General features: G+C 67.7%; 29 protein-coding genes. 14 read left to right on the top strand and 15 right to left on the bottom strand.

The features are described 5' to 3' along the window. The first annotated feature begins 99 nt into the window (after positions 1 to 99). The 6 genes from HCA44_RS04425 (at position 100) to nrdF (ending at position 7,541) form a co-directional block, all read left to right on the top strand. Positions 100 to 657, top strand: coding sequence for an NAD(P)H-dependent oxidoreductase (locus HCA44_RS04425; RefSeq protein ID WP_169647290.1), 558 nt, complete (start codon positions 100 to 102; stop codon positions 655 to 657). Between the two features lie 77 nt (positions 658 to 734). Continuing rightward, positions 735 to 2,957, top strand: a complete 2,223-nt coding sequence (locus tag HCA44_RS21245; protein WP_169647291.1) for an SEC-C metal-binding domain-containing protein — start codon at positions 735 to 737, stop codon at positions 2,955 to 2,957. A 520-nt stretch (positions 2,958 to 3,477) separates the two neighbouring features. After that, a complete protein-coding gene (gene nrdH / locus HCA44_RS04435) occupies positions 3,478 to 3,711 on the top strand; it encodes a glutaredoxin-like protein NrdH (protein ID WP_169647292.1) in 234 nt (77 codons plus the stop codon). A 170-nt stretch (positions 3,712 to 3,881) separates the two neighbouring features. After that, the gene (gene nrdI, locus HCA44_RS04440) at positions 3,882 to 4,349 is read left to right on the top strand and encodes a class Ib ribonucleoside-diphosphate reductase assembly flavoprotein NrdI (RefSeq protein WP_169647293.1); all 468 of its coding nucleotides are present in this window, start codon (positions 3,882 to 3,884) and stop codon (positions 4,347 to 4,349) included. Then, entirely contained in the window at positions 4,316 to 6,496 is a 2,181-nt protein-coding gene (gene nrdE / locus HCA44_RS04445; RefSeq protein WP_169647294.1) for a class 1b ribonucleoside-diphosphate reductase subunit alpha, read from the top strand. The genes nrdI and nrdE overlap by 34 nt, the downstream gene beginning before the upstream one ends. A 43-nt stretch (positions 6,497 to 6,539) precedes the next feature. Next, entirely contained in the window at positions 6,540 to 7,541 is a 1,002-nt protein-coding gene (gene nrdF / locus HCA44_RS04450) for a class 1b ribonucleoside-diphosphate reductase subunit beta (RefSeq protein ID WP_169647295.1), read from the top strand. Positions 7,542 to 7,633: 92 nt separating this feature from the next. Here nrdF and HCA44_RS04455 read toward each other — a convergent pair whose 3' ends face one another. The 13 genes from HCA44_RS04455 to HCA44_RS04515 all read right to left on the bottom strand — a co-directional run bounded on the left by HCA44_RS04455 (position 7,634) and on the right by HCA44_RS04515 (position 14,224). Next, entirely contained in the window at positions 7,634 to 8,047 is a 414-nt protein-coding gene (locus HCA44_RS04455) for a hypothetical protein (protein WP_169647296.1), read from the bottom strand. After that, on the bottom strand, positions 8,047 to 8,262 hold the full coding sequence (locus HCA44_RS04460; protein WP_169647297.1) for a hypothetical protein: 216 nt from the start codon (positions 8,260 to 8,262) through the stop codon (positions 8,047 to 8,049). The genes HCA44_RS04455 and HCA44_RS04460 overlap by 1 nt, the downstream gene beginning before the upstream one ends. After that, positions 8,246 to 8,464 (bottom strand): hypothetical protein, encoded by a 219-nt coding sequence (locus HCA44_RS04465; protein WP_169647298.1) that lies wholly within the window; start codon positions 8,462 to 8,464, stop codon positions 8,246 to 8,248. Before HCA44_RS04465 ends, HCA44_RS04460 begins: the two co-directional genes overlap by 17 nt. A 58-nt stretch (positions 8,465 to 8,522) precedes the next feature. Further along, on the bottom strand, positions 8,523 to 8,939 hold the full coding sequence (locus HCA44_RS04470; protein WP_169647299.1) for a hypothetical protein: 417 nt from the start codon (positions 8,937 to 8,939) through the stop codon (positions 8,523 to 8,525). Further along, the gene (locus tag HCA44_RS04475) at positions 8,936 to 9,181 is read right to left on the bottom strand and encodes a hypothetical protein (RefSeq protein WP_169647300.1); all 246 of its coding nucleotides are present in this window, start codon (positions 9,179 to 9,181) and stop codon (positions 8,936 to 8,938) included. The genes HCA44_RS04470 and HCA44_RS04475 overlap by 4 nt, the downstream gene beginning before the upstream one ends. A gap of 18 nt (positions 9,182 to 9,199) precedes the next feature. Beyond that, positions 9,200 to 9,616 (bottom strand): hypothetical protein, encoded by a 417-nt coding sequence (locus HCA44_RS04480; RefSeq protein ID WP_169647301.1) that lies wholly within the window; start codon positions 9,614 to 9,616, stop codon positions 9,200 to 9,202. Continuing rightward, positions 9,613 to 9,813: a hypothetical protein gene (locus HCA44_RS04485; RefSeq protein WP_169647302.1), complete on the bottom strand. Its 201-nt coding sequence runs from the start codon at positions 9,811 to 9,813 to the stop codon at positions 9,613 to 9,615. The genes HCA44_RS04480 and HCA44_RS04485 overlap by 4 nt, the downstream gene beginning before the upstream one ends. Then, on the bottom strand, positions 9,810 to 10,163 hold the full coding sequence (locus tag HCA44_RS04490) for a hypothetical protein (protein WP_169647303.1): 354 nt from the start codon (positions 10,161 to 10,163) through the stop codon (positions 9,810 to 9,812). Before HCA44_RS04490 ends, HCA44_RS04485 begins: the two co-directional genes overlap by 4 nt. Before the next feature lie 259 nt (positions 10,164 to 10,422). After that, positions 10,423 to 11,073, bottom strand: coding sequence for a hypothetical protein (locus tag HCA44_RS04495; protein WP_169647304.1), 651 nt, complete (start codon positions 11,071 to 11,073; stop codon positions 10,423 to 10,425). After that, complete coding sequence (locus HCA44_RS04500) at positions 11,070 to 12,293, bottom strand: putative T7SS-secreted protein (RefSeq protein WP_169647305.1); 1,224 nt, start codon at positions 12,291 to 12,293, stop codon at positions 11,070 to 11,072. Before HCA44_RS04500 ends, HCA44_RS04495 begins: the two co-directional genes overlap by 4 nt. Further along, complete coding sequence (locus tag HCA44_RS04505) at positions 12,290 to 12,634, bottom strand: hypothetical protein (RefSeq protein WP_169647306.1); 345 nt, start codon at positions 12,632 to 12,634, stop codon at positions 12,290 to 12,292. The genes HCA44_RS04500 and HCA44_RS04505 overlap by 4 nt, the downstream gene beginning before the upstream one ends. Before the next feature lie 62 nt (positions 12,635 to 12,696). Then, positions 12,697 to 13,170 (bottom strand): NUDIX domain-containing protein, encoded by a 474-nt coding sequence (locus HCA44_RS04510; protein ID WP_169647307.1) that lies wholly within the window; start codon positions 13,168 to 13,170, stop codon positions 12,697 to 12,699. A gap of 1 nt (position 13,171) precedes the next feature. After that, complete coding sequence (locus tag HCA44_RS04515; RefSeq protein WP_169647308.1) at positions 13,172 to 14,224, bottom strand: ABC transporter substrate-binding protein; 1,053 nt, start codon at positions 14,222 to 14,224, stop codon at positions 13,172 to 13,174. A 295-nt stretch (positions 14,225 to 14,519) separates the two neighbouring features. Between HCA44_RS04515 and ctaD the strand changes: the two genes are divergently transcribed. From ctaD to HCA44_RS04530, 3 genes are all read left to right on the top strand, one after another. Next, positions 14,520 to 16,256, top strand: a complete 1,737-nt coding sequence (gene ctaD, locus HCA44_RS04520) for a cytochrome c oxidase subunit I (protein ID WP_169647309.1) — start codon at positions 14,520 to 14,522, stop codon at positions 16,254 to 16,256. Between the two features lie 138 nt (positions 16,257 to 16,394). Then, on the top strand, positions 16,395 to 17,627 hold the full coding sequence (gene serB / locus HCA44_RS04525) for a phosphoserine phosphatase SerB (protein WP_169647310.1): 1,233 nt from the start codon (positions 16,395 to 16,397) through the stop codon (positions 17,625 to 17,627). Next, positions 17,624 to 18,364, top strand: a complete 741-nt coding sequence (locus HCA44_RS04530) for an aminoacyl-tRNA hydrolase (RefSeq protein WP_346764571.1) — start codon at positions 17,624 to 17,626, stop codon at positions 18,362 to 18,364. Before serB ends, HCA44_RS04530 begins: the two co-directional genes overlap by 4 nt. A gap of 3 nt (positions 18,365 to 18,367) precedes the next feature. Here the strand turns inward: HCA44_RS04530 and glgX are convergent, their stop codons facing one another. After that, positions 18,368 to 20,554: a glycogen debranching protein GlgX gene (gene glgX, locus HCA44_RS04535; RefSeq protein WP_169647311.1), complete on the bottom strand. Its 2,187-nt coding sequence runs from the start codon at positions 20,552 to 20,554 to the stop codon at positions 18,368 to 18,370. 42 nt (positions 20,555 to 20,596) lie between these two features. On the opposite strand from glgX, the gene HCA44_RS04540 reads away from it, so the two are divergent. The 5 genes from HCA44_RS04540 (at position 20,597) to HCA44_RS04560 (ending at position 25,395) form a co-directional block, all read left to right on the top strand. Continuing rightward, entirely contained in the window at positions 20,597 to 21,427 is an 831-nt protein-coding gene (locus HCA44_RS04540; protein ID WP_169647312.1) for an ABC transporter ATP-binding protein, read from the top strand. Between the two features lie 49 nt (positions 21,428 to 21,476). After that, positions 21,477 to 22,343, top strand: a complete 867-nt coding sequence (locus HCA44_RS04545) for an NUDIX domain-containing protein (RefSeq protein WP_169647313.1) — start codon at positions 21,477 to 21,479, stop codon at positions 22,341 to 22,343. Between the two features lie 10 nt (positions 22,344 to 22,353). Further along, the gene (locus HCA44_RS04550; protein WP_169647314.1) at positions 22,354 to 23,133 is read left to right on the top strand and encodes an enoyl-CoA hydratase-related protein; all 780 of its coding nucleotides are present in this window, start codon (positions 22,354 to 22,356) and stop codon (positions 23,131 to 23,133) included. A 77-nt stretch (positions 23,134 to 23,210) separates the two neighbouring features. Continuing rightward, positions 23,211 to 24,209 (top strand): class I SAM-dependent methyltransferase, encoded by a 999-nt coding sequence (locus HCA44_RS04555; RefSeq protein ID WP_169647315.1) that lies wholly within the window; start codon positions 23,211 to 23,213, stop codon positions 24,207 to 24,209. Positions 24,210 to 24,216: 7 nt separating this feature from the next. Beyond that, on the top strand, positions 24,217 to 25,395 hold the full coding sequence (locus tag HCA44_RS04560) for a class I SAM-dependent methyltransferase (RefSeq protein WP_169647316.1): 1,179 nt from the start codon (positions 24,217 to 24,219) through the stop codon (positions 25,393 to 25,395). Between the two features lie 13 nt (positions 25,396 to 25,408). Here the strand turns inward: HCA44_RS04560 and HCA44_RS04565 are convergent, their stop codons facing one another. Further along, the gene (locus HCA44_RS04565) at positions 25,409 to 26,716 is read right to left on the bottom strand and encodes a PQQ-binding-like beta-propeller repeat protein (RefSeq protein ID WP_169647317.1); all 1,308 of its coding nucleotides are present in this window, start codon (positions 26,714 to 26,716) and stop codon (positions 25,409 to 25,411) included. Between the last annotated feature and the right edge of the window lie 8 nt (positions 26,717 to 26,724).

A 26,724-nucleotide genomic window follows, 5' to 3' on the forward strand; every position in this document is an offset into this window, starting at 1 on the left:
GAGGACCGCGGTCCGTTTAGTGGTACTGTGGTTTCCGGTGCACCGTCGCACCCTCGTGAACTCTTTTTCCACGCTACGCACATCGAAGGATTCGGCTGTATGTCCACCAAAGTTCTCGTCCTCGTCGGCAGCCTCCGCTCGGCGTCGGTCAACCGCCAGCTCGCCGAGGTCGCCGTCGCGGCGGCCCCCGAGGGAGCCGAACTGACCATCGCCGACAACCTCGGGGAGCTGCCCTTCTACAACGAGGACCTCGACGTCGAAGGCGCCGACCTCCCTGCCGTGGCCGCACTGCGCGAGGCCGCACGGGCCGCCGACGCATTCCTGCTGTTCACGCCCGAGTACAACGGCACCATCCCCGCCGTCCTCAAGAATGCGATCGACTGGCTGTCGCGTCCGTTCGGTGCAGGCGCCGTCAAGGACAAGCCGGTCGCCGTCGTCAGCTCGTCGCCCAGCCCGAACGCCGCGCAGTGGGCGCATTCCGACACCCGCAAGGCCGTCGGAATCGCGGGCGGCAAGGTGCTCGAGGACGTCACGCTCACGATCGGCGAGACGATCGGCAAGTTCGGCGACCAGCACCCGCGCGAGAACGCGGAGGTCGCACAGTCGATCGGCGCAGTCGTCGGCAGCCTCGTCGGGGCCACTGCGGTCGCTGCCTGATTCGTTCCACACCGAAGCCGCCGGGCACGCCCGGCGGCTTCGGTGTCTTCCGGGCACGGCGTCACTAGCCTGAGGTCGTGAGCAACGACTACCTGTACCGGGCCGACCTCGGCGACGACGCGTTGACCGCGGACATTCTGCGACTCGTGCGGGCGCGGGGGCCGCTGTCGACCGACGAGATCGCCGCCGAACTCGCCGGGGACACCGGCAATGCCGACGACCTCGCCGACCTGATCGACGCGATCGACGATTTCGGCGACCACGACCTGTACACGCTGGGCGACCGGCTCGCGTCGCACGCCGCCGTCACCGCGGACCGGGTCCTCACCCACCGAGTCACCGCCCACGAGATCGCGACCGATGTGATCGGCGCCGCGGACGTCATCGCGTTGACGTCGCACCACGGAACACTCGCCGAGAACGGGTATCACCTGCTGATCGGCCCCGACGACGAGGAGATCGTGGCGCGCGGCGTCGAGCCTGCCGCCGACCGGATGGTGCTGCCGCGCGGCACTCTCGCCGGGGTCGAGCCGGGAACCCTGATCGCGGCGCGCCGGCGGGGCGACGTCCTCGAGTTCACGCCCGTGGCCGACGAGGACGTCCGCGCGGCACGTCCGGCCGTCGACGCGGTGGTTGCGGAGGCGGCCGAGGCCGGGGCGTTCGACTTCGACTTCCGTTTCGTCGAGGCCATGGCCGACGACCCAGGCCTGTTCACGACGCCCGCACCCCCGATCACCGAGGTCGCCGCGGCCGCGGGCATCGACGTGGTGGGGTTCACGGCCGTGCCACCGGGTGTCGACCTCGAGTCGGCGCGGACCGGCTCGCTGCTCAGCGAGTACGCGGACGACCTCGGCATCCCCGAGGACGCGACGCTCGGCGCCGCGGCCCTGGTGGCGCTCGTCGAGTTCGTGCAGGACGGCGGCACCGACGACGTCCGAGCCCGCTTCTTCGACAACCCCGACCAGTTCCTCGCCCTCACCGACCCGGAGGTCGCGTTGCGCGTGGGCGACACGATCGTGCAGTCGGGCGAGTTCGACACGCTCGCCGTCGAGAATGCGGCGCTGCTCGTCGTCGAGCACGGCCCGCGCCGCGCCCGGGCATTCGCCCGGTGGCTCGCCGGTACCGCCGCCGACGCGGGAGATCGGGCGGGGGACGCCGAGCGGCACTTCGAGGGCGCGGGCGCGTACTGGCCGGCACTGCGGGATGCGGCCCGGATCGCGTCCGAGCGCGGCGACGCCGTGCGGGCGATGTCGTTGCTCGACCGCGTGCCGAGCGGCGAGCAGGGCCCGCTCTACGACGTCGTCGCCGAGTACCAGCCTGTCGACCGGCCGGGTCTCGGCCGCAACCAGCCGTGCTGGTGCGGGTCCGGCCGCAAGTACAAGAAATGCCATCTCGGCACGAGCACGTACCCGCTGACCGACCGTGCGGCGTGGCTCTACCGCAAGGCCGCCGACACATTGGGCGGGCCGCGCTGGCTGTCCGCTCTCTCGGAACTGGTGACCGGGCGGGTGCAGCATTGGGAGCCGGGCGCCGAGTCGGTCTACCGCGCCTTCGAAGACGGTCTGGTCACCGACGTCCTGCTGTTCGAGGGCGGTGCGTTCGCCGACTACCTCGTGCGGCGCGGCGCAGTGTTGCCCGACGACGAAAAGGAGCTCGCCGAGGCATGGCTCGCCGTCACGCGCTCGGTGTACGAAGTCGTGGCCGTCGACTCGTCGGCGAACACGGTCACGCTGCGCGACGTACGCACCGACACGAGCCAGGAGGTCGTCGACGTCGTCGCGGCAGCCCACGTCCGCGCCGGCGACCTGATCTGCGCGCGCGTCGTGCCCGCGGGCACGCAACTGCAGATGCCCGGCGGCTTCGAACCGGTCGACGCGGCGCGTACGGACGCGCTGCTCACCCTGCTGGACGACCCGGCGGCGACGGCGGGCGACCTCGTCGAGTTCCTCACCGCGCGGTTCGCCCCGGCATCGGCCGTGGCGGCGAACGGGGATCCGCTGGTCGCGTGCACCGGCACCTTCGACCTCACCGACCATGCGATCGCGCGCAAGCTCGGCCGGGCGTTCGGCAAGGGCGACCACGACCGCTGGACGTGGCGAGACGACGACCGTGTGCGTGCCGTCCTGCGTCTGGACCGCGCCGGCGAACCGTGGCAACTCGAGGTCGACGCCATGGACGAGGACACATTCGGCCAGGTGCTCGCCAAGATCTCCGAATTCGACCCCGGATCGGTGCTGCGCGCGCAGACACGGCTGCCGGTGTCGGAACTCCTCGACGATCACCAGGGGGCCGCAAGCTAACCCCTGGCTATCGCTCGGTAGAAGTAGACTTCCGCACCGCTCGTCGCACGCGTCACACGTTCTGTATCGAAGTGGATACGGGTGTCGGCCGGGTATGCGAGGATGGCCGATCCAGTCGTCGGACAAGAGGCTCCGGCGGCCCCTCTCGTCCGGTTCCGCGCGCGTCGCGCACCCGCCGACGGCGTCCCCGCGGGGCCGTGGGGGGAGTGGGGTGTGACGGCCGGGTGCGACACGCCGGGAGGCTCGGTGCCCCCCCCGTCGGAAATGTGACACCCGACACGCCGTCACCAGTGTCTTTTTCGATCGTTCCAGGCCGTCACTCGTGGAATTTCACCTTTGTGACTCACAACATCATGGGTTTGGCAAAAGTGTCGGACACAAGGTGTAGTGTCTTGACCACTGAGGGACCACTACAGGGGCCAGTCCGATGGACAGCGACGCCACCAGCCGTTACAGGGGTCACTCGGGCACAGTGCACACATTCGTCAGCCGCTTCCGCGGCCGGGGAGAGAGGGACTTCATGAGCATCACCGTCTACACCAAGCCCGCTTGTGTTCAGTGCAATGCCACCTACAAGGCCCTCGACAAGGCGGGTGTCGAATACACGTCCGTCGACATCTCGCAGGACCCCGAAGCGCGCGACTACGTCATGGCCCTCGGATACCTCCAGGCGCCCGTCGTGGTCGCCGGCGACAGCCACTGGTCGGGCTTCCGTCCCGACCGCATCAAGGAGCTCTCGGCAAACGCTGCGTGAGCGTCGCGCCGCGAGGCTCCGGAGCGGTGGGGAAGACTCTCCGGAGCGGCGGCGTTGAACCGAGCACGGCGGTCTTCCGTACCGGTGCCGCCGTGCTCGCGCACACCGGCTCACGCGTCACGTCAGACGCACCACAGATATCGACGTACTACACGAGATGGTGAAGACCGATGACTTCGCTGGTGTACTTCTCCAGCACGTCGGAGAACACACACCGATTCGTCCGAAAACTCGATCTGCCTGCCACACGGATACCGCTGCACGACCGTGAGGGCACGTTCGAAGTGCACGAACCGTACGTCCTCGTCTGCCCCACCTACGGCGGCGGCTGGACGATCACGGGCCGCGACACGCACTACGTGCCCAGGCAGGTCGTCCGTTTCCTCAACAACGAGCACAACCGATCGCTGATCCGCGCAGTCATCGCGGGCGGCAACACCAACTTCGGCGATTCCTTCGGGATGGCCGGCGACATCATTTCGCAGAAATGCCAGGTGCCGTACCTGTACCGCTTCGAACTCATGGGCACGCCCGAGGACGTCGACCGGGTACGGGAGGGGCTGGAACAGTTCTGGGAACACGAGCGAGAGCGGGAGCAGGATTCATGGCACCGACCATCACCGATGACGCAGACGTGAAGGGCGCGGTTCGCGTCGACGCCGATCGTGTCGACGAGGGTCTCGACTATCACGCCCTCAACGCGATGCTCAACCTGTACGGCCCGAACGGCGAGATCCAGTTCGACAAGGACGTCGCGGCAGCGCGTCAGTACTTCCTGCAGCACGTCAACCAGAACACCGTGTTCTTCCACAATCTCGACGAGAAGCTCGACTACCTCGTCGAGGAGAACTACTACGAGCCCGAGGTGCTCGACAAGTACTCGCGCGAGTTCGTCAAGACGCTGTTCGATCACGCGTACTCGAAGAAGTTCCGCTTTCCGACGTTCCTCGGTGCGTTCAAGTACTACACCTCCTACACGCTCAAGACGTTCGACGGGAAGCGCTATCTCGAGCGTTTCGAAGACCGCGTGTGCATGGTCGCGCTCGCGCTCGCCGACGGCGACGAGGCGCTCGCGACGCAACTCGTCGACGAGATCGTCTCGGGCCGTTTCCAGCCGGCGACGCCCACCTTCCTCAACTCGGGCAAGAAGCAGCGCGGCGAGCCGGTCAGCTGCTTCCTGCTGCGCATCGAGGACAACATGGAGTCGATCGGCCGGTCGATCAACTCTGCGCTGCAGCTGTCCAAGCGCGGCGGCGGAGTTGCCCTGCTGCTCAGCAACGTTCGCGAGCACGGTGCGCCGATCAAGAAGATCGAGAACCAGTCCTCGGGCGTCATCCCGATCATGAAGCTGCTCGAGGACTCGTTCTCGTACGCGAACCAGTTGGGCGCCCGTCAGGGCGCGGGCGCGGTGTACCTGCACGCGCACCACCCGGACATCTACCGCTTCCTCGACACCAAGCGCGAGAACGCCGACGAGAAGATCCGCATCAAGACGCTCTCGCTCGGTGTCGTGATCCCGGACATCACGTTCGAGCTCGCGAAGAAGAACGAGGACATGTACCTGTTCTCGCCGTACGACGTCGAGCGCATCTACGGCAAGCCGTTCGCCGACATCAACGTCACCGAGAAGTACTACGAGATGGTCGACGACAAGCGCATCCGTAAGTCGAAGATCAAGGCGCGCGAGTTCTTCCAGACCGTCGCCGAGCTGCAGTTCGAGTCGGGCTACCCGTACATCATGTACGAGGACACCGTGAACCGCGCCAACCCGATCGCGGGCAAGGTCACGCACTCGAACCTGTGCTCCGAGATCCTCCAGGTCTCCACGCCGTCGCAGTTCAACGACGACCTGTCCTACTCCCATGTGGGCAAGGACATCTCGTGCAACCTCGGGTCGCTCAACATCGCGAAGACGATGGACTCGCCCGACTTCGCGCAGACCATCGAGGCGTCGATCCGCGCGCTCACCGCGGTCGCGGACCAGACGTCCATCGACTCGGTGCCGTCGATCAAGAAGGCCAACGACGAGGGGCACGCGATCGGCCTCGGTCAGATGAACCTGCACGGATACCTTGCGCGCGAACGGATCTTCTACGGATCCGACGAAGGCATCGACTTCACGAACATGTACTTCTACACCGTGGTGTTCCATGCACTGCGGGCGTCGAACAAGCTTGCCGTCGAACGCGGCACGTACTTCGCCGGCTTCCCCGAGTCGAAGTACGCGTCGGGCGAGTACTTCGACAAGTACACCGAGCAGGTCTGGGAGCCGAAGACCGACAAGGTGCGTCAACTCTTCGCGGACGCAGGTGTCCACATCCCGACGCAGGACGACTGGCGAGAGCTGAAGGCCTCGGTGCGCGAACACGGCATCTACAACCAGAACCTGCAGGCGGTGCCGCCCACCGGCTCGATCTCGTACATCAACAACTCCACCAGCTCGATCCACCCGGTGGCGTCGAAGATCGAGATCCGCAAGGAAGGCAAGATCGGTCGCGTCTACTACCCGGCGCCGTACCTGACGAACGACAACCTGGACTACTACCAGGACGCGTACGAGATCGGCTACGAGAAGATCATCGACACCTACGCCGCGGCGACGCAGCACGTCGACCAGGGTCTGTCGCTGACGCTGTTCTTCAAGGACACCGCCACCACGCGCGATCTCAACAAGGCGCAGATCTATGCGTGGCGCAAGGGAATCAAGACGCTGTACTACATCCGCCTTCGCCAGATGGCACTCGAAGGCACTGAGGTGGAGGGTTGCGTCAGCTGCATGTTGTGACCGTCTGCCATCCATCCATCAGCCACCGAGTAAGGGAAGAGTCATGACTGCCGCACCGCATTCGCCCGCGGACGGGGCGCCGATCAAGCTGATCGACCGCGTCTCGGCCATCAACTGGAACCGGGTGCCGGACGAGAAGGACGCGGAGGTGTGGGATCGCCTCACCGGCAACTTCTGGCTGCCCGAGAAGGTGCCGGTGTCCAACGACATCCAGTCGTGGGCCACGCTCACACCGCTCGAGCAGCAGCTCACGATGCGGGTGTTCACGGGACTCACGCTGCTCGACACCATCCAGGGCACGGTGGGCGCGGTGTCGCTCATCCCGGATGCGGTCACGCCGCACGAAGAGGCCGTACTCACCAACATCGCGTTCATGGAGTCGGTGCACGCCAAGAGCTACAGCTCGATCTTCTCGACGCTGTGTTCCACGCGCGAGATCGACGATGCGTTCCGCTGGTCGGAGGAGAATCCGAACCTGCAGCGCAAGGCGAAGATCGTCATGGACTACTACCGTGGCGACGAGCCGCTCAAGCGTAAGGTCGCGTCCACGCTGCTCGAGAGCTTCCTGTTCTACTCGGGCTTCTACCTGCCGATGTACTGGTCGTCGCGTGCCAAGCTCACCAACACGGCCGACATGATCCGCCTCATCATCCGCGACGAGGCGGTCCACGGGTACTACATCGGCTACAAGTACCAGAAGGGGCTCGAGCAGGTCACCGAGGCCGAGCGCGAGGAACTCAAGAACTACACCTTCGAGCTGCTGTTCGAGCTGTACGACAACGAGGTCGAGTACACGCAGGATCTGTACGACGAGGTCGGGCTCACCGAGGACGTCAAGAAGTTCCTGCGCTACAACGCGAACAAGGCACTGATGAACCTCGGCTACGAGGGCCTGTTCCCGAAGGACGAGACGAGCGTCAACCCCGCGATCCTGTCGGCGCTGTCGCCGAATGCCGACGAGAACCACGACTTCTTCTCGGGTTCGGGCTCGAGTTACGTCATCGGCAAGGCCGTCAACACGGAAGACGAAGACTGGGACTTCTGATCTCGCCGAACCCGTTGGGGCACAATGTCACATCGTGTGCATCGAGCGCACACGGTGTGACATTGTGCTTTTCGGGCGATGGCGTGCGCGGTTCAGAATCGGTACGGCTGCGGCGTGCCGACAGCTGACGGTATCCGAGGTGGCGGGGGACCGGGGAGTCGTTGGAACGTCACTTTGGTGCTGCCGCGGGGGTTTCCGCGCTCACCGATGTAGTAGTAGCCGAAGGTGTTGGCGATCTCGTTCATTCGCGCGACGTCAAAGCTGTAGCGACGAGGATCCACCGAGACGAAATCCTGCGTGCCGAACAACTGCGCGAACGCAAGCTCCTGCTCGGCCGGGTGAGTGCCGCGCGGTCGGATCAACCACGATGTGACGAGGTGGTCGGCGCGGGTGACGACCACGTACGCGAGTGCTGCCGCGATCACGATGATGCAACCGAGCAGGGCGAGGAACTTCGTGGGCGAAAAGCTCTGTGAGGCGTCCGCAGCCAGAATTTCCAGGAACATCACCGACACCTCCGCGGGTACAGGCGTCGGAAAAAGAATGTGGTGATGTCGATGTGAATCCCTCGGCGCCGGCCCCACGCGAATACGTAACCGCGCTCGTAAGCCAACTCGGCAAGCCGTCGAGCCTCGAACATCTTCGCGGGAATCTCGACCAGATCACTGCCGTCGAAGTAGTGGTCTGCGAGGACCGCTGCGTGGTCATCCTGCTCGATCACGATCGTCCTCCCGGAGGCGGCGGAAGAAGTAGGCCTGGTAGTCGGTACCATTTGAGCCTCTGCGCCAGCCGTACGCGAACACGTAGCCGCAGCGGTACGCGATGTCGGCGAGTTCATGTGGCGAGATCCTGGATGGTGGGAGGATCTCGACCAGGTCCCTGCCGTCGAACCAGCGAGCGATCGGTGGGAGCGGATTGTCCATGAGATCCTAATTCTTTCGAGCTTCGCCTTCGGCGACGCGTTGGCAAGTCTCCGCCAGTTCAGGCATGCGGGTATCTGCTCCACGTATTGTGCAGCGACGGGAGACGGGGAAGGGGAGGCGCGGGAAGCCGCTGAAACGCGACCTCGACACTGCCGAACGTATACCCCTTCTCGCCGATGTAGTAGTAGCCGTGGCTATTTGCGACAGCATTCATTTCGACGACGGTGATCGTATACATCCGCGGATCGACGGTGAAAACATCTCGGCCGTCGCACTGCCGAGCGATCCGATGCTTCTGCTCGTCGGCGGGTGGTGCGGTCCGTCGCCCATACCGCACCTTCCAGCGATGGAAAAAGGGAAAGAGGCCGAGGCCGGCAAAGAGAAGACCGAGGGCGACGTAGGCAACGATCGTCTCGGGCCCCGTCTGAGATGCTGCGGCATCCGACGCCGGCAAAGTAGTGAGGTCGGGAGTCAACGGACAGTCCTGTTGCGGGGGATGAAGATTCTGCGGAAGTAGAACGTGCCTGTTCGTTGATAGCGGCCACGCATTCCCCACGCGAACGCGTAGCCGCGTTCGAATGCGATGGCCGCGAGTTCGTGCGGTGGCAGGCTTTCCGAATAGATCTCGACCAAGTCGGCGCCATCGAACCGTGCCGCGATGCGAGCCCGATACGCAGTGAAGGCGGCGGGATCATGCGAAGGGATCGAGTGTTTCACAGGCTTTCTCCTGCAGGATCACATGGGAATCTTGGTCCACCCGTTGTGCAGTGTCGGAATTCGTGCGGGTGGTGGTCCCGGGAGCCGTTGGAAGGCGACCTTCGTGCTGCCGACGCCGTTGCCGTGCTCACCGATGTAGTAGTAGCCGAATGTGTTGGCAATCGCGTTCATGCGGGCCACCGAGATGGTGTACAGTCGCGGGTCCACCTTGACGATCGCAGTCTCACCGAATCGGGACGAGAATTCGAGTTCCTGTTGGGCCGGTTCGGGAGCGCGCCGCCGACCCCACCAGACGATCAGTCGATGATCGACACGAAGCAGGACGGCCCACGACGCAACGCCGACGCCTATGAAGAGCGCGATCATCCACAGACTGAATCCGGTGACATCAACAAGTGATGCCTGGAACATGGTGGTTTCCACGTGCCCGGTCATGTCGCGGGGTACAGACGACGGAAGAAGTAGGACTTGATATCGAGACCGTTGCTGCCGCTTCGGTGCCCGTAGGCGAACACGTAGCCGCATCGGTATGCAATGTCGGCGATCTCGTACGGCGTGAACTGGGATGTCCCGATCTCGACGAAGTCGGTGCCGTCGGATTTGTGTGCGATCGGCGGGAGCGGGGTGCTCACCTCCGTCCACCTTCCTCGACAGGCGTCCATCGGTTGGATGACGAGGGGACACGCAATGGTGGGGGTCCTGGGAGTTGTTGGAACGCGACCTCGATGCTTTCGCCGTGGTTGCCGTTTTCGCCGATGTAGTAGTAGCCGTATCCATTGGCAATCGCGTTCATGCGCGCAACCGGAACCGTAGTGCGTCGCGGATCGATTGTGACGATTCGTCGGTGACCGTCGAATCGTGCGTGGAGTTCAGCCTCCTGCGCCTCTGTCGTCAGCGCGTGCTTTGTGGTGCGCCAACGCAGGAAACGACCGCGGATACCCGAGTTGAGAGCTATCGGGGTTGCGAAGACGATGATGGCCAACAGCAATACTGTCATCAGTTTCACGACTGGAGATGCGTCGGACAATGCCGCTGCGAGCGGGTTCATAGCGGCGAGAACAATCGCCGGAAGTGGTAGAAGGTGATGTCGGAATATGGTCCACGGCGAGATCCCCACGCGAAGACGTAACCATGCTGGTGCGCGATTTGCGCGAGTTCTTCGGGTGGTGGTGACGTCTCGGCCGTCGTCACGACCAAATCACTGCCGTCGAAGATCCCCGAATAGGGGGCTGGCTCGGGTATCACGTTCCCCTCCTGGCACTTCCACTTGATCGGTCGATGTCTTCATTCCCACGGATGGAGGCGACCATCTGAAGGGCGTGGCCGATGAACCTCGGCCAGTGTTCTCGCGACGACGTACTCATGTCGAGAACGAGCAGTTGCCCAGTCGAGGTCAACGGCACGAGTGCTTGAAGGTTGTCGCTGGTGGGCGGGAGGCCGGATACCGCGTCTGCGTACGGGTCGTCTTCCGGCATAACGAAGCGACCGGCGCGTAAGACGAGGACTGTGGGGCCGCAGTCCAAGTCGCGGTACTGAACCACAGCGTCAGGATTTCCCTCGGAAAGCACAGAAGCGATTGCGCGGGCGGCTTCGACAGAGGTCGAGTGTCGGTTTCCGAAGTCGGGTACGTGGCGGCCGAGGCTCGATACGGACAGCGTGACGAGTGCGCAGTGGGACGGCCCGATTTCGGGATCAGTCAACTGTCCCGCGAATATCACGCCACAGTCGTGAAACGACCTGGCGACTTGCACGAGCGCGTCCGCGATAGTTGGCGACGGGTTCCCGAACCCCGCGAGGGTTGCGATGAGTTCCGAGTCTGCTGCCTGTTGCTGCTCATCAGCAGTGATCGGTAGGGGAATGAAGCCAGGCGGGATGGCAAGCTGCAACATCACGGTGCCTCACGAACAACATTGACGATCGGGCCGACGACGGGCCCAGTCAATGCCATTGTTGCCAACTCCGTGGGAGTGTCAGGAATCAAGTAGTTGGAGACATCGTCCGCAATCGTCGTGACGCCGTCTTCCAGACCCGTCATTTTGACGCCCACGGGGACAGCGAGTGCGGTCGCCGCGCTGCCTTTGGTCAGTCCATCTCCGAGGCGCACGAGATCCTCAGAGCGGGCGAGTTGGGAAGCAGCCTCGGAATAGTCGCCCAGGTTGCGTGCCATGGTGCCCGTGGAGTGGGCGAGGTCCGCAGACAATCCGATTGCCTTACCCACACCACCGGTGGCGACCCCGAAGGAATCCATGGCAATGGTCGTCCACGTGACGTCTGCGCCTGCGGCTTTCGCGAGTACGTGCCCAGCGAGCGCGGCGGCGCCGAGTCCGAGAGAGGCGGTGCCGAGCGCCGCGCTGAGCGGCGGGCACCAGAGAGTCAGCGCGGATGCGGTGCCCAGGACCGTACTTACGGTCGAGAGCACATTCGACACTTCGTTGATGAGGTCGGCGTTGTCCTTGATGTATTGCCAGACGTCGGCGGCGAGGTCGGTGATGCCGTCGATGAGTGCCTGGTGGATGCCGAGGAGTTTGTCGAGCAGGCCTTGCTCGGGTGCTTCGTCGGCGGCCTGGCGGAGCAGGCGCGCGGTGAGGTCGGCGAGTTCGGCATGGCGTTCGAGCAGTGCCTTGGCACGGTCGAGGAGGGCTTCGAGATCGCTGCGTGCTCTCGACAGTTGCGCGACGGCGGCGTCGAGGCGTGCCTGCGCCGCGGACAGGGCGGCCGCGTCGTCGTACATCCGGCCGGCTTCGGCGAGGCCCGGATTCGTTTCCGCCGCTTCGAGATTGCGACGCGCGACGAGCGCTTCGGCTTCGAGCTGGTCGGCTTGCCGCTGCATCGACACGAGGTCGTCGCGCCACGTCCCCAGCGCATCCGATGCGCGGCGCATCGCGGTGCCCGCGGTGTCGAGGTGTGCGGGCAACTCGCCGACCTTGCTGCGGAACGCCTCGGCGGCCTGGCCGCGCCAGATGCCGTCCGAATACCCGACGCGGGACAGCGCGTCCTTCGCGGACGTCAAGCGTGCGGCCACCGTGCCCATCTCGACGGACAAGGATGTGACGGTGACGGGATTGCCGGGGGACGGATCGAAGCCGAGCCCCGGGAACGCCGGCCGGGTCACGACAGATCCAGACTCGAGCCGGCAGCCCGAACATCCGGAATGGAGCCGGCGACAGTGTTCATCGAATCGGCATTGGCCTGCTCCTGTGCGGCATACAGGTCGCGGGTGGTCTGCAGGCCGGTCGTCATGGCGGCGGTGGACTTCGCGATCTGTTCGATGCCGTACTGCCACTTGTCGCGGAACTTCTCGGCAGCCGTGTCGAGCGCGCCGCTGCCGAGGTCGCCGCCCTTCGCGTCGGCCAGACGGTCGTTCGCGCTCTTCATGTCCTCGGCGGCCGACTCGAGCGTGTCGATCAGCCCGCCGAACGCGGCGACGTCGAGATAGAGATCTTCCCCCGGCACCTTTCCCCCTTTTGTCCGATCCGGTCAGGGTAGCGGACCGCGGTGGTGGCGCCGCCGCGGCGTCACGCCGGGAACCACGCGCGCTCGTCGTCGCGCAGTGCCTTGTCGAGACGCAGCCGTGAGCTCTCGGTCATGTCGTCGGGAAGCGCATCGGGGGCGAACCATGCGACCTCGAGGTTCTCGTCGTCGCACACCCGGGCTTCGCCGCCGGTCCACCGGGCCAGGAAGGAGACGTCGAGATACTGCGCGACGTCGCCGTTCGGATACGTGACGACGGGGGAGACGTCGACACTCGTGAGGCGCACGATGTCCGCCTGCACACCCGTCTCCTCCGCGAGTTCGCGGGCAACCGCGTCGGCCGGATTCTCGCCCGGCTCGAGGATCCCGGACACCACGGCCCACTTGCCGTTGTCGGCGCGGCGGGTGAGCAGCACGCGCCCGTCGCCGTCGAGCACGACGACACTCACCCCGGGCAGCCACAACGGCGCATGCCCGACGTGCGCGCGCAGTTCGCGGACGAACTCGGGGATCGGCACGTCAGCTCGCGTATCCGTTGAGCGAGTTACGCACGTCGGTGAGCACGGCGCGCGCCGCGGTGAGACCGTTGCCGCCCCAGACCGTCGCATCGACGACGAACACGCGGTTGTCGACGGCGGCCTCGAGGTCCTGCCACTCGTCGCCGTCCATCACCTGTTCACCGTGCTCCTTCGACGCGTCGTCGCTCAGCACGACGTACACGAGGTCGCCTTCCGCACGCGCGATGTCGTTCGAGATGTCCGCGTCGACGGCGTCGGTGAGCCGCTGGTCCGCCGGCCTGCGCACACCGACGTCGGAGAGTACCTGGCCGGCGAAGCTCGCGGGCCCCTCGATCGACAGCGAATCGGCGTCGAACTGCACGAGCGATGCCTGGGTCTGCCCGGCGCCGAGCTCGGTGCCGAGATCGGCGGCGTCCTTCTCGTAGGACGCGAGCGCGTCGGCGGCGGCCTTGCTGCGCCCGAGCGCGGCGCCCGCGACGGTGAACGAGTTCTTCCAGTACACCTGGTCGGAGCCGGTGAAGACGGTGGGTGCGACGGCACCGAGCTCGGCAGCCGAGGCTGTCGCGGGATCGGACCCGAGCACCAGATCGGGGTCGGCGGCGCGGATCGCCTCGACGTCGGGTGCGCCGATCGGTCCGGTGACCGGGATCTCGCGCACGCCGGTGCCGAGGTACTGCGGGTGGCCGCCGGGCAGATCACCCGCAGTCGTGCCGACCACCCGCTCCCACAGACCGAGAGCACACACGGCGTCCATCGCGGCGGGATCGAGGACGACGATGCGCTGCGGGTCGTCGGGCACGACGGACTCGCCACCGGCATGGCTGACGGTGTGAGTGCCCGCGCCGGGCCGGTCGGCGGGAGTGGGATCGGCGCACGCGGCGGTGGTGTCGCGTTCGATGCCGACGACGGCCGCGCCCGCGATCGCGGTGGTGGTGCGCACGATCGTGCTCGCGTCGTCGCCGGTGCCGTCGGTGGAACACCCGGCCAGGAGGAGGGCGCCGGCCGCGACGACGGCAGCCGGGATGCGGACGCGGGAGCGCGGGCAGTAAGTCAAGTCGTCGTCTTTCTGTGGACCGGGTCGTTCTGCGGACCATGTTTTCTGAACGAGCGAAAGGGGCGCACTCAGGCTAGCGGCTCACCGTCGCGACGCCGTTCCTGCGCCCGCGCACAGGCGCAGGACCCGGGAACTACGCAGGTGGCACCAGTGCCGGAGGGCCGGGGCGCCGCAGAAGTACGACAGTGGGTAGGACCGGGTCGTTGGTCCCTTCCGGCACGGTCTAACATTCGATGAGCGCAAGCCAGAGACCGTCTGCCTCGACCCCGGGGCCGACGCGCATTCAGGAGGATTAGTGACTGCCGTAGCGCCCCAGCCAGTCCAGGAGATAGCTGCAGCGAGGCCGTACCCGCCGCGGCAGGGACCCAAGGGCTCGTTCGTCTACAAGATGATCACGACGACGGACCCCAAGGTCCTGGGCATCATGTACCTGGTCACGTCGTTCGCGTTCTTCCTCATCGGCGGTCTCATGGCCCTGCTGATGCGCGCCGAGCTCGCGGTTCCCGGCCTGCAGTTCCTGTCGAACGAGCAGTTCAACCAGCTGTTCACGATGCACGGCACGATCATGCTGCTCCTGTATGCGACGCCGGTCGTGTTCGCATTCGCGAACTACATCCTTCCGCTGCAGATCGGTGCCCCCGACGTCGCGTTCCCGCGTCTGAACGCGTTCAGCTACTGGCTGTACCTGTTCGGGGCGATCATCACGACGGCCGGCTTCATCACTCCCGGCGGCGCGGCCGACTTCGGCTGGACCGCCTACTCGCCGCTCACGAGTGCCCTGCACTCGCCCGGCGTGGGTGCCGACCTGTGGATCATGGGTCTCGCGGTCGCCGGTCTCGGCACGATCCTCGGTGGCGTCAACTTCATCACCACGGTCATCTGCCTGCGCGCTCCCGGCATGACGATGTTCCGGATGCCGATCTTCACGTGGAACATCTTCATCACGGGCATCCTGATCCTGCTTGCGTTCCCGCTGCTGACTGCCGCGTTCATGGGCCTGTTCGTCGACCGTCACCTGGGCGGTCACATCTTCGACCCGGCCAACGGCGGCGTCATGCTGTGGCAGCACCTCTTCTGGTTCTTCGGCCACCCCGAGGTGTACATCATCGCGCTGCCGTTCTTCGGCATCGTCTCGGAGATCTTTCCGGTGTTCTCGCGTAAGCCGATCTTCGGCTACTCGGGCCTGGTGTACGCGACGCTCGGCATCGCCGCCCTGTCGATCGCAGTGTGGGCGCACCACATGTACGCCACCGGCGCGGTGCTGCTCCCGTACTTCTCGTTCATGACCTTCCTGATCGCGGTGCCCACCGGCGTGAAGATCTTCAACTGGATCGGCACCATGTGGAAGGGCCAGCTCACGTTCGAGTCGCCGATGCTGTTCTCGATCGGCTTCCTGGTCACCTTCCTGTTCGGTGGTCTGTCCGGTGTCATCCTCGCGAGCCCGCCGCTCGACTTCCACGTCACCGACTCGTACTTCGTGGTCGCGCACTTCCACTACGTCGTGTTCGGCACGGTCGTGTTCGCCACCTACGCGGGCATCTACTTCTGGTTCCCCAAGATGACCGGCCGCATGATGGACGAGCGTCTCGGCAAGTGGCACTTCTGGACCACCTTCCTCGGCTTCCATCTCACCTTCCTCGTGCAGCACTGGCTCGGTGCCGAGGGCATGCCGCGTCGCTACGCCGACTACCTGCCGTCGGACGGGTTCACCACGCTCAACACGATCTCGACGATCGGCGCGTTCGTCCTCGGCGCCTCGACGCTCCCGTTCATCTGGAACGTCTTCAAGAGCTACCGGTACGGCGAGGTGGTCACGGTCGACGACCCGTGGGGCTACGGCAACTCCCTCGAATGGGCGACCAGCTGCCCGCCGCCGCGGCACAACTTCACCGAGCTGCCGCGCATCCGCTCGGAGCGGCCCGCGTTCGAGTTGCACTACCCGCACATGGTCGAGCGCATGCGTGACGAAGCGCACGTCGGTGGCGGTCACGGCGACGGAAAGCCGGGCGCGATGCTCGGCGCCGGTCGCTGACGCACTACTCGTACGAAAAGCCCCGCCCGATCCTCGGGCGGGGCTTTTCGGTTGGCACAATGCTTGTGTACGGCTGATGCGCGTCCCTTCTCCAGGGCACGGCCACGGCCTTTCTCGACGAACGATCGGAGCTCTTCGGTGGGTGCTGACACCACTGTCCTGGTGACGGTGACAGGCCGTGACCGTCCTGGTGTCACGTCGGTGCTGTTCGCGGCGCTGTCGCGGCACGACGTCAGCCTTCTCGACGTCGAGCAGGTCGTCATCCGCAAGCGGCTCACGCTCGGTGTGCTCATCTCGTGTCCCCGCGACCCCGAGCGGCTGCAGGAGGAGCTCGAGGACGCGATGGCGACCGTCGGCATGGACGTCGACGTCGCGATCGGCGCCGATCCCGGCCGCACGCCCATCTCGACGCATGCCGTCGTGGTGCTCGGCAGCCCGGTCACGGCCCACGCATTGCAGGCGATCGCGAGGGAACTCGCGACGCAGCACGCGAACATCGACACGATCCGCGGCGTCGCCGACTACCCGGTCACGGGTCTCGAACTGCTGGTGAGCGCCGACCCCGCGGACGACGCGTCCGACGACGACCGCGACCGGCTGCTGCGCCGTGGTCTCGCGGAGATCGCGGTCCGCGAGAACGTCGACATCGCCGTCGAACGCGGGGGCCTCGCGCGCCGCGGCAAGCGGCTCATCGTGTTCGACGTCGACTCGACGCTGGTCCAGGGCGAAGTGATCGAGATGCTCGCCGCCCGTGCAGGCGTCGAGGATCAGGTGCGCGAGGTCACCGAGGCAGCGATGCGCGGCGAGATCGACTTCACCGAGTCGCTGCACAAGCGGGTCGCGACCCTCGCAGGGCTCGACGCGTCGGTCATCGACGAGGTCGCCGAGGAGCTCGAACTCACGCCGGGCGCGCGCACCACGATCCGCACCCTCCGCCGCCTCGGGTACCACTGCGGCGTCGTCTCCGGCGGTTTCCGCCAGGTCATCGAGGGCCTCGCACACGAACTCGAACTCGACTTCGTCCAGGCCAACACGCTCGAGATCGTCGACGGCAAGCTCACCGGGCGCGTCGTGGGCGACATCGTCGACCGCGCCGCCAAGGCGACCGCGCTGCGCAAGTTCGCGGCGCAGGCCGGGGTGCCCCTGCAGCAGACCGTCGCGGTCGGCGACGGTGCCAACGACATCGACATGCTCACCGCCGCGGGCCTCGGCGTCGCGTTCAACGCCAAGCCCGCACTGCGCGAGGTCGCCGACACCGCACTGTCGCAGCCCTTCCTCGACACCGTGCTGTTCGTCCTCGGCGTCACCCGCGACGAGGTCGAGGCCGCCGACGCGGTCGACGGCGGGATCCGCCGGGTCCCGCTGCAGTGACCTTCGCCGATCGGCACGCCGTGCTCGCTGCCGGGTACGGCGATCAGCCGGACCCCGAGGATCCTGCGCGGGTGCTCGCGATGCCCCTCGTCCTGCACATCCCGAAGGCCGATCCGCCTGCGCGCAGCGCACTGCTCGCGGCCGCCGCGTCTGCGACGGTGGCGCTGTGCCTGGATCCGCGCGTCGACGCCCAAGACGACGACGGAGTGCCCGGGCCGTGGCGGGCCGACTACCTCGCCTGGACCCGTGCGCGCATCCGCAAGGTGGCGCGACGCGCGCGTGGCGCCCAGTGGAGTGCGACCGCGGACGTCGACGGCGTCACGGCCGACGTGGACGGCGCGCAGGCCCGCGCGTTCGTGCCGGTCGCCGTGGGTGATCTCGACCCGCGCGTGAAGAAGCTGCAGATCGGTGGCACCGACCTGCCCGACGACGAACCCGGCGCACCCGAAGCCGGCAAGCCGGTGTTCTGGCTCGACGCGCGGCTCGGCATGACCGTCGGCAAGGCCGCGGCGCAGGTGGGGCACGCGGCGATGATCCTCGCGGGCGCGATGACCGTCGACGAGGCGCGCGCGTGGGCCGACGACGGTTTCCGTTGCAGCGTGCGCGGCGCCGACGAGGACACGTGGCGCGGGTTGCTGCAGCGGGTGTCGCGGGGCGACGCGATCGCCGTGCGCGACGCGGGTTTCACCGAAGTGGCACCGGGCTCGACGACCGTCGTCGGGACTCGCTCCGCGTGAGCGTCAACCGACGGCCCGGAGCACCAGGAAGGTCGGTCCGGTGAACTGTAGTATCTCGTTGCACTGCAACGGACCCCGCGGGTCGGGTGCACCGTCGGCACGCGACGAGTCGAATTCGAGCAGCAGGGTGCCGTAGAACCACTCGGGTCGCGCGAGCGTGATCTCGTGCGGGCCACCCGCATGCGCGACGACGAGCCAGCTGTCGTCGCCGAGCAGGTGCCCGTCGGCGGTGTGTGAGCGGACGTCGGCGCAATCGATCCACGCCTGGAGAGTTCGTAGCGACCCGTCGTGCCACGAGTGCTCGGTCATCTCGGTGCCCGTGTCGTCGAACCACACGAGATCAGGATTGCCCCCGCGCGAGCGGCGACCCGTGAAGAACTCCGGCTGGCGCAGCGCGGGCGCGGCCCGCCGCAAGGCGAGCGCGCGCCGCACGAACGCGATGAGCGTGACGTCGGCGCGGCTCCAGTCGAGTGGCCACGCGTCGGTGCGTGCCGTGCCTGCGGGCACACAGTACGCATTGTTGTTGCCGCCCCAGCTGTTCCCGAACTCGTCGCCGGAGAGGAGCATCGGCGTGCCGGTCGACAGCAGCAGTGTCGCGAGCAGAGCCCGCACGTGCCGGGCCCGGGCCGCGAGGATGTCGGGGTCGTCGGTCGGCCCCTCCACCCCGTGGTCGACCGAGTGGTTGTGGTCGGTACCGTCGCGCCCGTCCTCGCGGTTCGCATCGTTGTGCTTGCGGCGGTACGAGACCAGGTCTGCGACCGTGAATCCGTCGTGCGCGGTGACGTAGTTGATCGACGCCCACGGCCGTCGTGGCCCGCCCCACGGCTCGCGAGCATGTCCCACGTGGTGCACGCGGCGCGGCGACCCGAACAGGTCCTCGGAACCGGACACCCGAGACGCCAGGGGGCCGACGCCGCCGGAACCGGTCCAGAACTCGCGCACGACATCGCGGAAGCGGTCGTTCCACTCGGACCACGGCGGCTCGAACCCACCGACCCGGTAGCCGTCGGCCGTCGCGTCCCACGGCTCGGCGATCAGCTTGCACCGGGTCAGGACGGGATCGGCGGCGATCGCCGAGAAGACCGCGGCCCGCGGGTCGAACTCGCCGCCGCCGCGTCGGCCGAGGGCGGACGCGAGGTCGAACCGGAACCCGTCGACACCGAGCCCGGCCCAGTGGCGGAGGCTGTCGACGATCATCCGCACCACGATCGGCGAGCTCGCGTCGAGCGTGTTGCCGCACCCGGTGAGGTCGATGTCGTGGCCGTGCTCGTCGAGCAGGTAGTAGCCGCGTGCGTCGAGTCCACGCCACGACAGCGTGATGCCGTCGCCGCGTTCTTCGCACGTGTGGTTGTAGACGACGTCGAGGATCACCTCGAGGCCGGCGTCGTGCAGCGCACGCACCATGGTCGCGAATTCCGCGATCTCCCGGCCCGGCTCGGCCGCGTAGCCGGGATGGGGTGCGAAGAATCCGGCCGTCGAGTAGCCCCAGTGGTTGCGCATGCCCCGTGCACGCACCGACTCCTCGGTGAGGCACGCGTGTACCGGCAGCAGTTCGACCGCGGTGACGCCGAGGCCCGTGAGGTACTCGAGCACGCGCGGATGCGCGAGACCGAGATAGCTGCCGCGTTCGCGTTCGGGTATGTCCGGGTGGCGTGCGGTGAATGCGCCGACGTGCATCTCGTACACGACGGTGTCCTCCCACGGCACCCGCGGATGCGACGGCGTCACCGGGTCGAGCGGTGTCGTGACGACCGACAGCGGGGTGTGGCCGCGCGAGTCGACGGTCGACGGCGCGCCGAACGGGTCGTCCTCGAACGACCGAAGCGCAACCGGGTCGCCGACGTCTCCGATGACGCGCGTGCCCCACGGATCGAGCAGCAGCTTGGCGGGATTGAGCCGGATCCCGGCACCCGGATCCCACTGGCCGTGGCAGCGGTAGCCGTACCACTGGCCCGGTGCGACGCCGTCGACCTCGCCGTGCCACACGCCGAAGGTCTGCTCGGGCAGAGCGATGCGGTCCTCGCTGCCGTCCGGCGCGATCAGGCACACCTCGACGCCGTCGGCGTCCGGTGCGTGCACCGCGAACCGCGTACGGTCGCGGCCGTTCTCGCGGTGGAAGGACGCCCCGAGCGGGTTCGGCGCGCCCGGGAACGCCGGTCGGACCGGGGGTGTGGGTGCTGCATGTGCCACGAAACCGATCCTGCTGCACCGCGTCGGAGAATGTGCGAGAAGATGGGAGACGTGCCGCAATCAGACCCAGATCTCCTCATCGAATTGGACGACGTTTCCCTCCGCCGGAGCGGCAACACCCTCGTGGGCCCGCTCACGTGGAAGGTCGAGCTGGACGAGCGATGGGTGGTGCTCGGACCCAACGGGGCGGGCAAGACCTCGATGTTGCGCATCGCCGCGGCCCAGGAGCACCCCTCGTCGGGTACCGCGTACGTGCTCGGCGAACAGCTCGGCAAGGTCGACGTGAGCGAGCTGCGCCCGCGGATCGGCCTGTCGTCGTCCTCGCTCGCCAACCGGGTGCCGGGCGAGGAACTCGTCAGCGACCTCGTCGTGTCGGCCGGTTACGCGGTCCTCGGCCGGTGGCGCGAGCGCTACGACGACATGGACACCGAGCGGGCCGTCGAGATGCTCGAGAGCATCGGCGCCGAGCACCTCGCGGACCGCACCTACGGCACGCTCTCGGAGGGCGAACGCAAGCGCGTGCTCATCGCGCGGGCGCTGATGACCGATCCCGAACTTCTGCTCCTCGACGAGCCCGCCGCGGGTCTCGACCTCGGCAGCCGTGAGGATCTCGTCGCGCGGCTCACCGACCTCGCCGCCGACCCCGACGCTCCCGCGACGGTCCTGGTCACCCACCATGTCGAGGAGATCCCGCCGGGGTTCACGCACGCACTGCTCCTCAAGGAGGGCCAGGCGGTCGCGCAGGGCCTCGTCGACGACGTGATCACGTCGGAGAACCTGAGCGCGGCGTTCGACCAGTCGATCACCCTCGATCGCGTCGACGGACGGTTCTTCGCCCGGCGCACCCGTACGCCCGGTCGGCATCGTGCGTGAGGGCGGGGCCGTGCCGAGGGCTCGTCGCCACCGCGGGTAGGTTGCGGTCATGACGAGCACCTCCGGACCAGCCGACTCACGCACAGCCGTCGCCCCCGTCCCCAAAGATGCGTCGACGGTCGTGCTGCTGCGCGACGGGACGGACGGCCTCGAGGTGTTCCTGCTGCGCCGCGTCAAGGAGATGGCGTTCGCGGGCGGCATGACCGTCTTCCCGGGCGGTGGCGTCGACGCGTCGGACATCGACACCGAGATCGGCTGGGCGGGCCCGGACGCGTCGTGGTGGGCCGAGCGCTTCGCCACCGACGAACGGACCGCGAAGGCGCTCGTGTGCGCGGCCGTGCGCGAGACCTTCGAGGAGTGCGGCGTGCTGCTCGCGGGACCGACAGCCGACTCCGTCGTGTCGGACACCGCACGCTACACACACGAGCGCACCCGGTTGGAGGCGCGCGAGTTGTCGTTCACCGACTTCCTCGCCCGCGAGGGGCTGGTGCTGCGCTCGGATCTGTTGCGGCCGTGGGCCAACTGGATCACCCCGGTCGGGGAGAAGAGACGGTACGACACCCGGTTCTTCGTCGCGGCTGCACCCGACGGCCAGGATGCGGACGGTGCGACCAGCGAAGCCGAGGCCGTGCGCTGGCTCGGTCCGCAGGACGCCCTCGCGCAGTGGCGCGGCGGCGACACGGTCCTGCTGCCACCGACGTGGGCGCAGCTCGTGTCGCTCACCGGCTACGCGCGCGTCGCGGACGTCCTCGCCGCCGAACCGGAGATCCCGGTGATCCTGCCGGTGCTCGAGAACGATCCCGGCACCGGGGTGCGGGTGCGTTTTCCGGACCAGCAGGACTACTACGCCGCCGGTGCGCACCCGTGGTCGCCGCGGCTCGAGGACGGCGGCACCGCACCGGCCTCCGCCCAGTAACGTATGTCGCATGGCTGAGTTCGTCTCCCTCGAAGTGTCCGACGGTATCGGGACCATCCGGCTCGATCGCCCGCCGATGAACGCCTTGAACCGGCAGTTGCAGGAAGAGCTGCGGGCCGCGGCGCGCGCCGCGACGGTCGACGCGTCGATCAAGGCCGTCATCGTGTACGGCGGCGAGAAGGTGTTCGCGGCGGGAGCGGACGTCAAGGAGATGAAGGACCTCGGTTTCGCCGAGATGAGCGACATCGTGGGCGACCTGCAGTCGGCGCTCGGCGCGATCGCCCAGATCCCCAAGCCCACCGTCGCGGCGCTCACCGGGTATGCGCTGGGCGGTGGTCTCGAGATCGCGCTCGCAGCCGACCGGCGCATCGCGGGCGACAACGTCAAGTTCGGCACTCCCGAGATCCTGCTCGGCATCATCCCCGGAGGGGGCGGCACGCAGCGGCTTGCGCGTCTGATCGGCCCCGCGAAGGCGAAGGATCTGGTGTTCACGGGCCGCTTCGTCGAGGCCGACGAGGCGAAGGAGATCGGGCTGGTCGACGAGGTGGTCGCGCCCGACGACGTGTACGACGCCGCCCGGCGCTGGGCGGCGCAGTTCACCGGTGCGGCGTCGCGCGCACTCGCCGCGGCCAAGGCCGCGATCGACGAGGGACTCGACGTCGATCTGCACACGGGACTGCGCATCGAGGCACAACAGTTCGCCGCGCTGTTCGCGACCGAGGACCGGCGGATCGGCATGGAGTCCTTCGTGGCCAACGGGCCGGGCAGAGCCGAATTCACGGGCGAGTAGGCTGCCCGCACCACCGCAAAACGAGAACACGTTCCTGTCTGTTCCCGTCCGATCTACCCTCGAGTAGGATTCCCGCCATGACTGCAAGCGCAAACGACGACTCCGCCGTCCGCAGCGACGCCGTGGACCCGGCACCACGGCCGCACGCCACCGAAGAAGAAGTGGCGGCCGCGCGCGAGGACACCAAGCTCGCCCAGGTGCTCTACCACGACTGGGAGGCGGAGACCTACGACGACAAGTGGTCGATCTCGTACGACGAGCGCTGCATCGACTACGCGCGCGGCCGGTTCGACGCCGTCGCCGGCGACCAGCCCCTTCCGTACGGGCGGGCACTCGAACTCGGGTGCGGCACCGGCTTCTTCCTGCTCAACCTGATGCAGTCGGGCATCGCGGAGAAGGGATCGGTCACCGACCTGTCGCCCGGCATGGTCAAGGTCGCGCTGCGCAACGGCCAGAACCTCGGGCTCGACGTCGACGGCCGGGTGGCCGACGCCGAGACCATCCCGTACGAGGACGACACCTTCGATCTCGTCGTCGGGCACGCCGTGCTGCACCACATCCCGGACGTCGAGCAGACGCTGCGCGAGGTGCTGCGCGTGCTCAAGCCCGGTGGCCGGTTCGTGTTCGCGGGCGAGCCGTCCACCGTCGGCGACTTCTACGCGCGCTGGCTCGGCCGCGCCACGTGGGAAGCCACCACGCGCATCACGAAGCTACCCGCCCTCGCGTCGTGGCGACGTCCGCAGGAAGAACTCGACGAGTCGTCACGCGCAGCGGCGCTCGAAGCCGTCGTCGACATCCACACGTTCGATCCGTCCGATCTCGAACACCTCGCGAAGTCGGCGGGCGCCGACAACGTGCACGCCGAGACCGAGGAGTTCGCGGCAGCACTGCTCGGGTGGCCCGTGCGGACGTTCGAAGCGGCGGTGCCGCAGGACAAGCTGGGCTGGGGCTGGGCGAAGTTCGCGTTCGGCGCATGGAAGAAGCTCACCTGGCTCGACGAGACCGTGCTCAAACGCGTCGTGCCGCGCAGCCTGTTCTACAACGTCATGATCACGGGCACCAAGCCCGAAAAGTAAGGCGGCGATGGGCTATTCGTTCAGCCTCGCCGACATCGAGTACCTGACGAGCCCCCAGGGCGCGCACGCGCTCGAGGAGGTCGCGGCACTCGAATTGAGCACGCGCACGCACCTGGCCGACCTCGGCCGGGTGCGTGCGCGTTTCGGCGACCGGGCCGCGGTGCTCGTCGAAACGGTGCAGTTGCGTCGACGCGCGGCAGGCAAACTCGACGACGCCGGCGGCTGGCTCTTCACCGACGACGCTCTCCAGCAGTCGACACCGACTCTGGTGGCGCGCAGACGAGCCGCGCGCCTCGGTGACCGCCCGGTACACGACGTCACGTGCTCGATCGGCGCGGAGCTCGCGGCACTCACCGCAGCGTCGAGCGTCGTGCTCGGCAGCGACCTCGACCCCGTGCGGCTGGCGATGGCGCGTCACAATGTGCCCCGCGCCGCCCTCGTGCGCGCCGACGCGCTGCACCCGTGCAGCCGCGACACCGTCGTCGTCGCCGATCCCGCGCGCCGAGCGGGTGGCAGGCGCACGCACGACCCGGCCCGGCTCGAGCCGCCCCTGCCCGCGCTGCTCGACGCGTGGGAGGGCCGCGATCTCGTCGTCAAATGTGCTCCAGGGCTGGACTTCTCGTCGCTGGACTGGGCGGGTGAGATCGAAGTGGTCTCGCTCGACGGGGCCGTACGCGAGGCGTGTCTGTGGTCGCCGGGGCTCGCGCAGCCCGGAGTCACGCGGCGCGCCTCCGTATTGCGGACCGAGCGTGGCGTGGATGCGTGGGAGGACGTCACCGACGCCGATCCCGACGACATTCCCGAGCGGGCCCCGGGGCGGTGGATCGTGGACCCGGACGGCGCGATCGTGCGTGCCGGGCTGGTGCGGCACTTCGCTGCGCGGCACGGGCTGTGGCAGCTCGACCCGCGCATCGCCTATCTCACGGGTGACCGGGTACCCGAAGGTATGCGCGGTTTCCGGGTGCTCGACCGAATCAAGTTCTCGGAAAAGGCTCTGCGGCAGGAACTCACGCGCCGCGACTGCGGATCGGTCGAGATCCTCGTGCGCGGAGTCGACGTCGACCCCGCGGTGCTCCGACCGCGCCTGAAGCTGCGCGGCAGCGCGCCGCTGGCGGTGGTGATCACGCGCATCGGACGCGCCGGAGTGGCGTTCGTGTGCGAGCCCGGAGCGGTCGCCGGCGCGTGACGGGCAGGCGCGGCTACTGCTCGTCGCGCGGCGCGAACACGAACACCTCGCCGAGCTGGGTGGCCGTGACGACCTGCCCCTGCGGGCCCACCGCGGTGCCGACGGTGAATCCGCCTGCCCCCGGCAACGCCGCGTGCGACACCGTCTCGCCCGTGTGCGTGTCGAAGGTGGCGAGGGCGAGCCCGTCGCCGTCCGCGACCACCGTGTACCCGGTCGCGTCGTCGGTGAGTGCGGGCACACCCACTTGCGCGACCTCGGGACGCTCCCACACCGGTTCGGCATGGTCGCCCGCATCGCGCAGCGCCGTGAGCGTGCCCTCGTCGCCGCCCGCGGGCACGATCAGGCCGTCGGCTGTGACCGCAGGCCCCGACCCCGGCACGTAGCCCAGGTCGTGCGACCAGCGCGCGGACCCGTCCGTGGTGTCGAGTGCCCACAACGCGCCGTCGCGGTCCTGCACGTACAGCGTGGCGCCGTCCGCCGACACGACCGGATTGGACGACGGCCCGGTGGGCAGCGCGTCGCTCGACCAGTCCTCGCGCAGCACGGCGTCGCTGCCGCCGGTGTAGGTGAGCGCGACGATGTGCGGCGCCTCGTCGCCGGGGGAGAACACCGTGACGTAGATGCGCCCGCTCGCGAGGTCGACCGCCGGGGTGGAGGTGACCGGGCAGCCGTCGGTGCCGTAGAAGCACGCGTCCATGCCCTCGCCGGGCGCCGGGACCGGGACGTCGTCGCCGGTGACGGGCACGAGATCGAGCGGTGGGGCGACGTTGAACCCGGTCTGCGGGTCGAGTACCTGGACCTGGCCCAGGTGTGTGACCACCAGGACGTTGCCGTCGCCGGTGAACTGTGACGACACGGGGGAACCGAGCACCGGAGTGCGCCATCGGACCTGGCCGTACTCGGTGTACGAGCGCATCTCGTTGCCGTCGCCGATGTAGCTGTTGGCGACCGCGTCGACCACCGGCGCGGCGTCCGTGGTGCCCGGTTCGAGGCGAGTGCACCAGCGTTTGCGTTCGCTCGCGATCTGGAACGAGAAGACATTGCAGCCGGTCTCGGTGCGCGCAGTGAGGAAGATCTGGCCGTTGGAGGCGACGGTGGGCGATGCGACCGCCGGGCCGCCGAGGGGGCGCGACCAGTCGAATGCGAGGTCGCGTTCGCCGGGTGTCTGCACCGTCGCGCTGTTGCGCGAGTCGGAGTGCACGCCGCGCCAGCCCTCGCCGCCCAGGACGTCGGTGGTCCCGGATCCGCCGCCGCACCCGCTGACGGCCACGGCCGACAGCGCCGTCAGCAAGAGGGCCGACGACCGTAGGACCCGTCGCATCGATTCTC

It is taken from the genome of Rhodococcus sp. HNM0569 (assembly GCF_012726205.1).
Taxonomy (GTDB): domain Bacteria; phylum Actinomycetota; class Actinomycetes; order Mycobacteriales; family Mycobacteriaceae; genus Rhodococcus_F.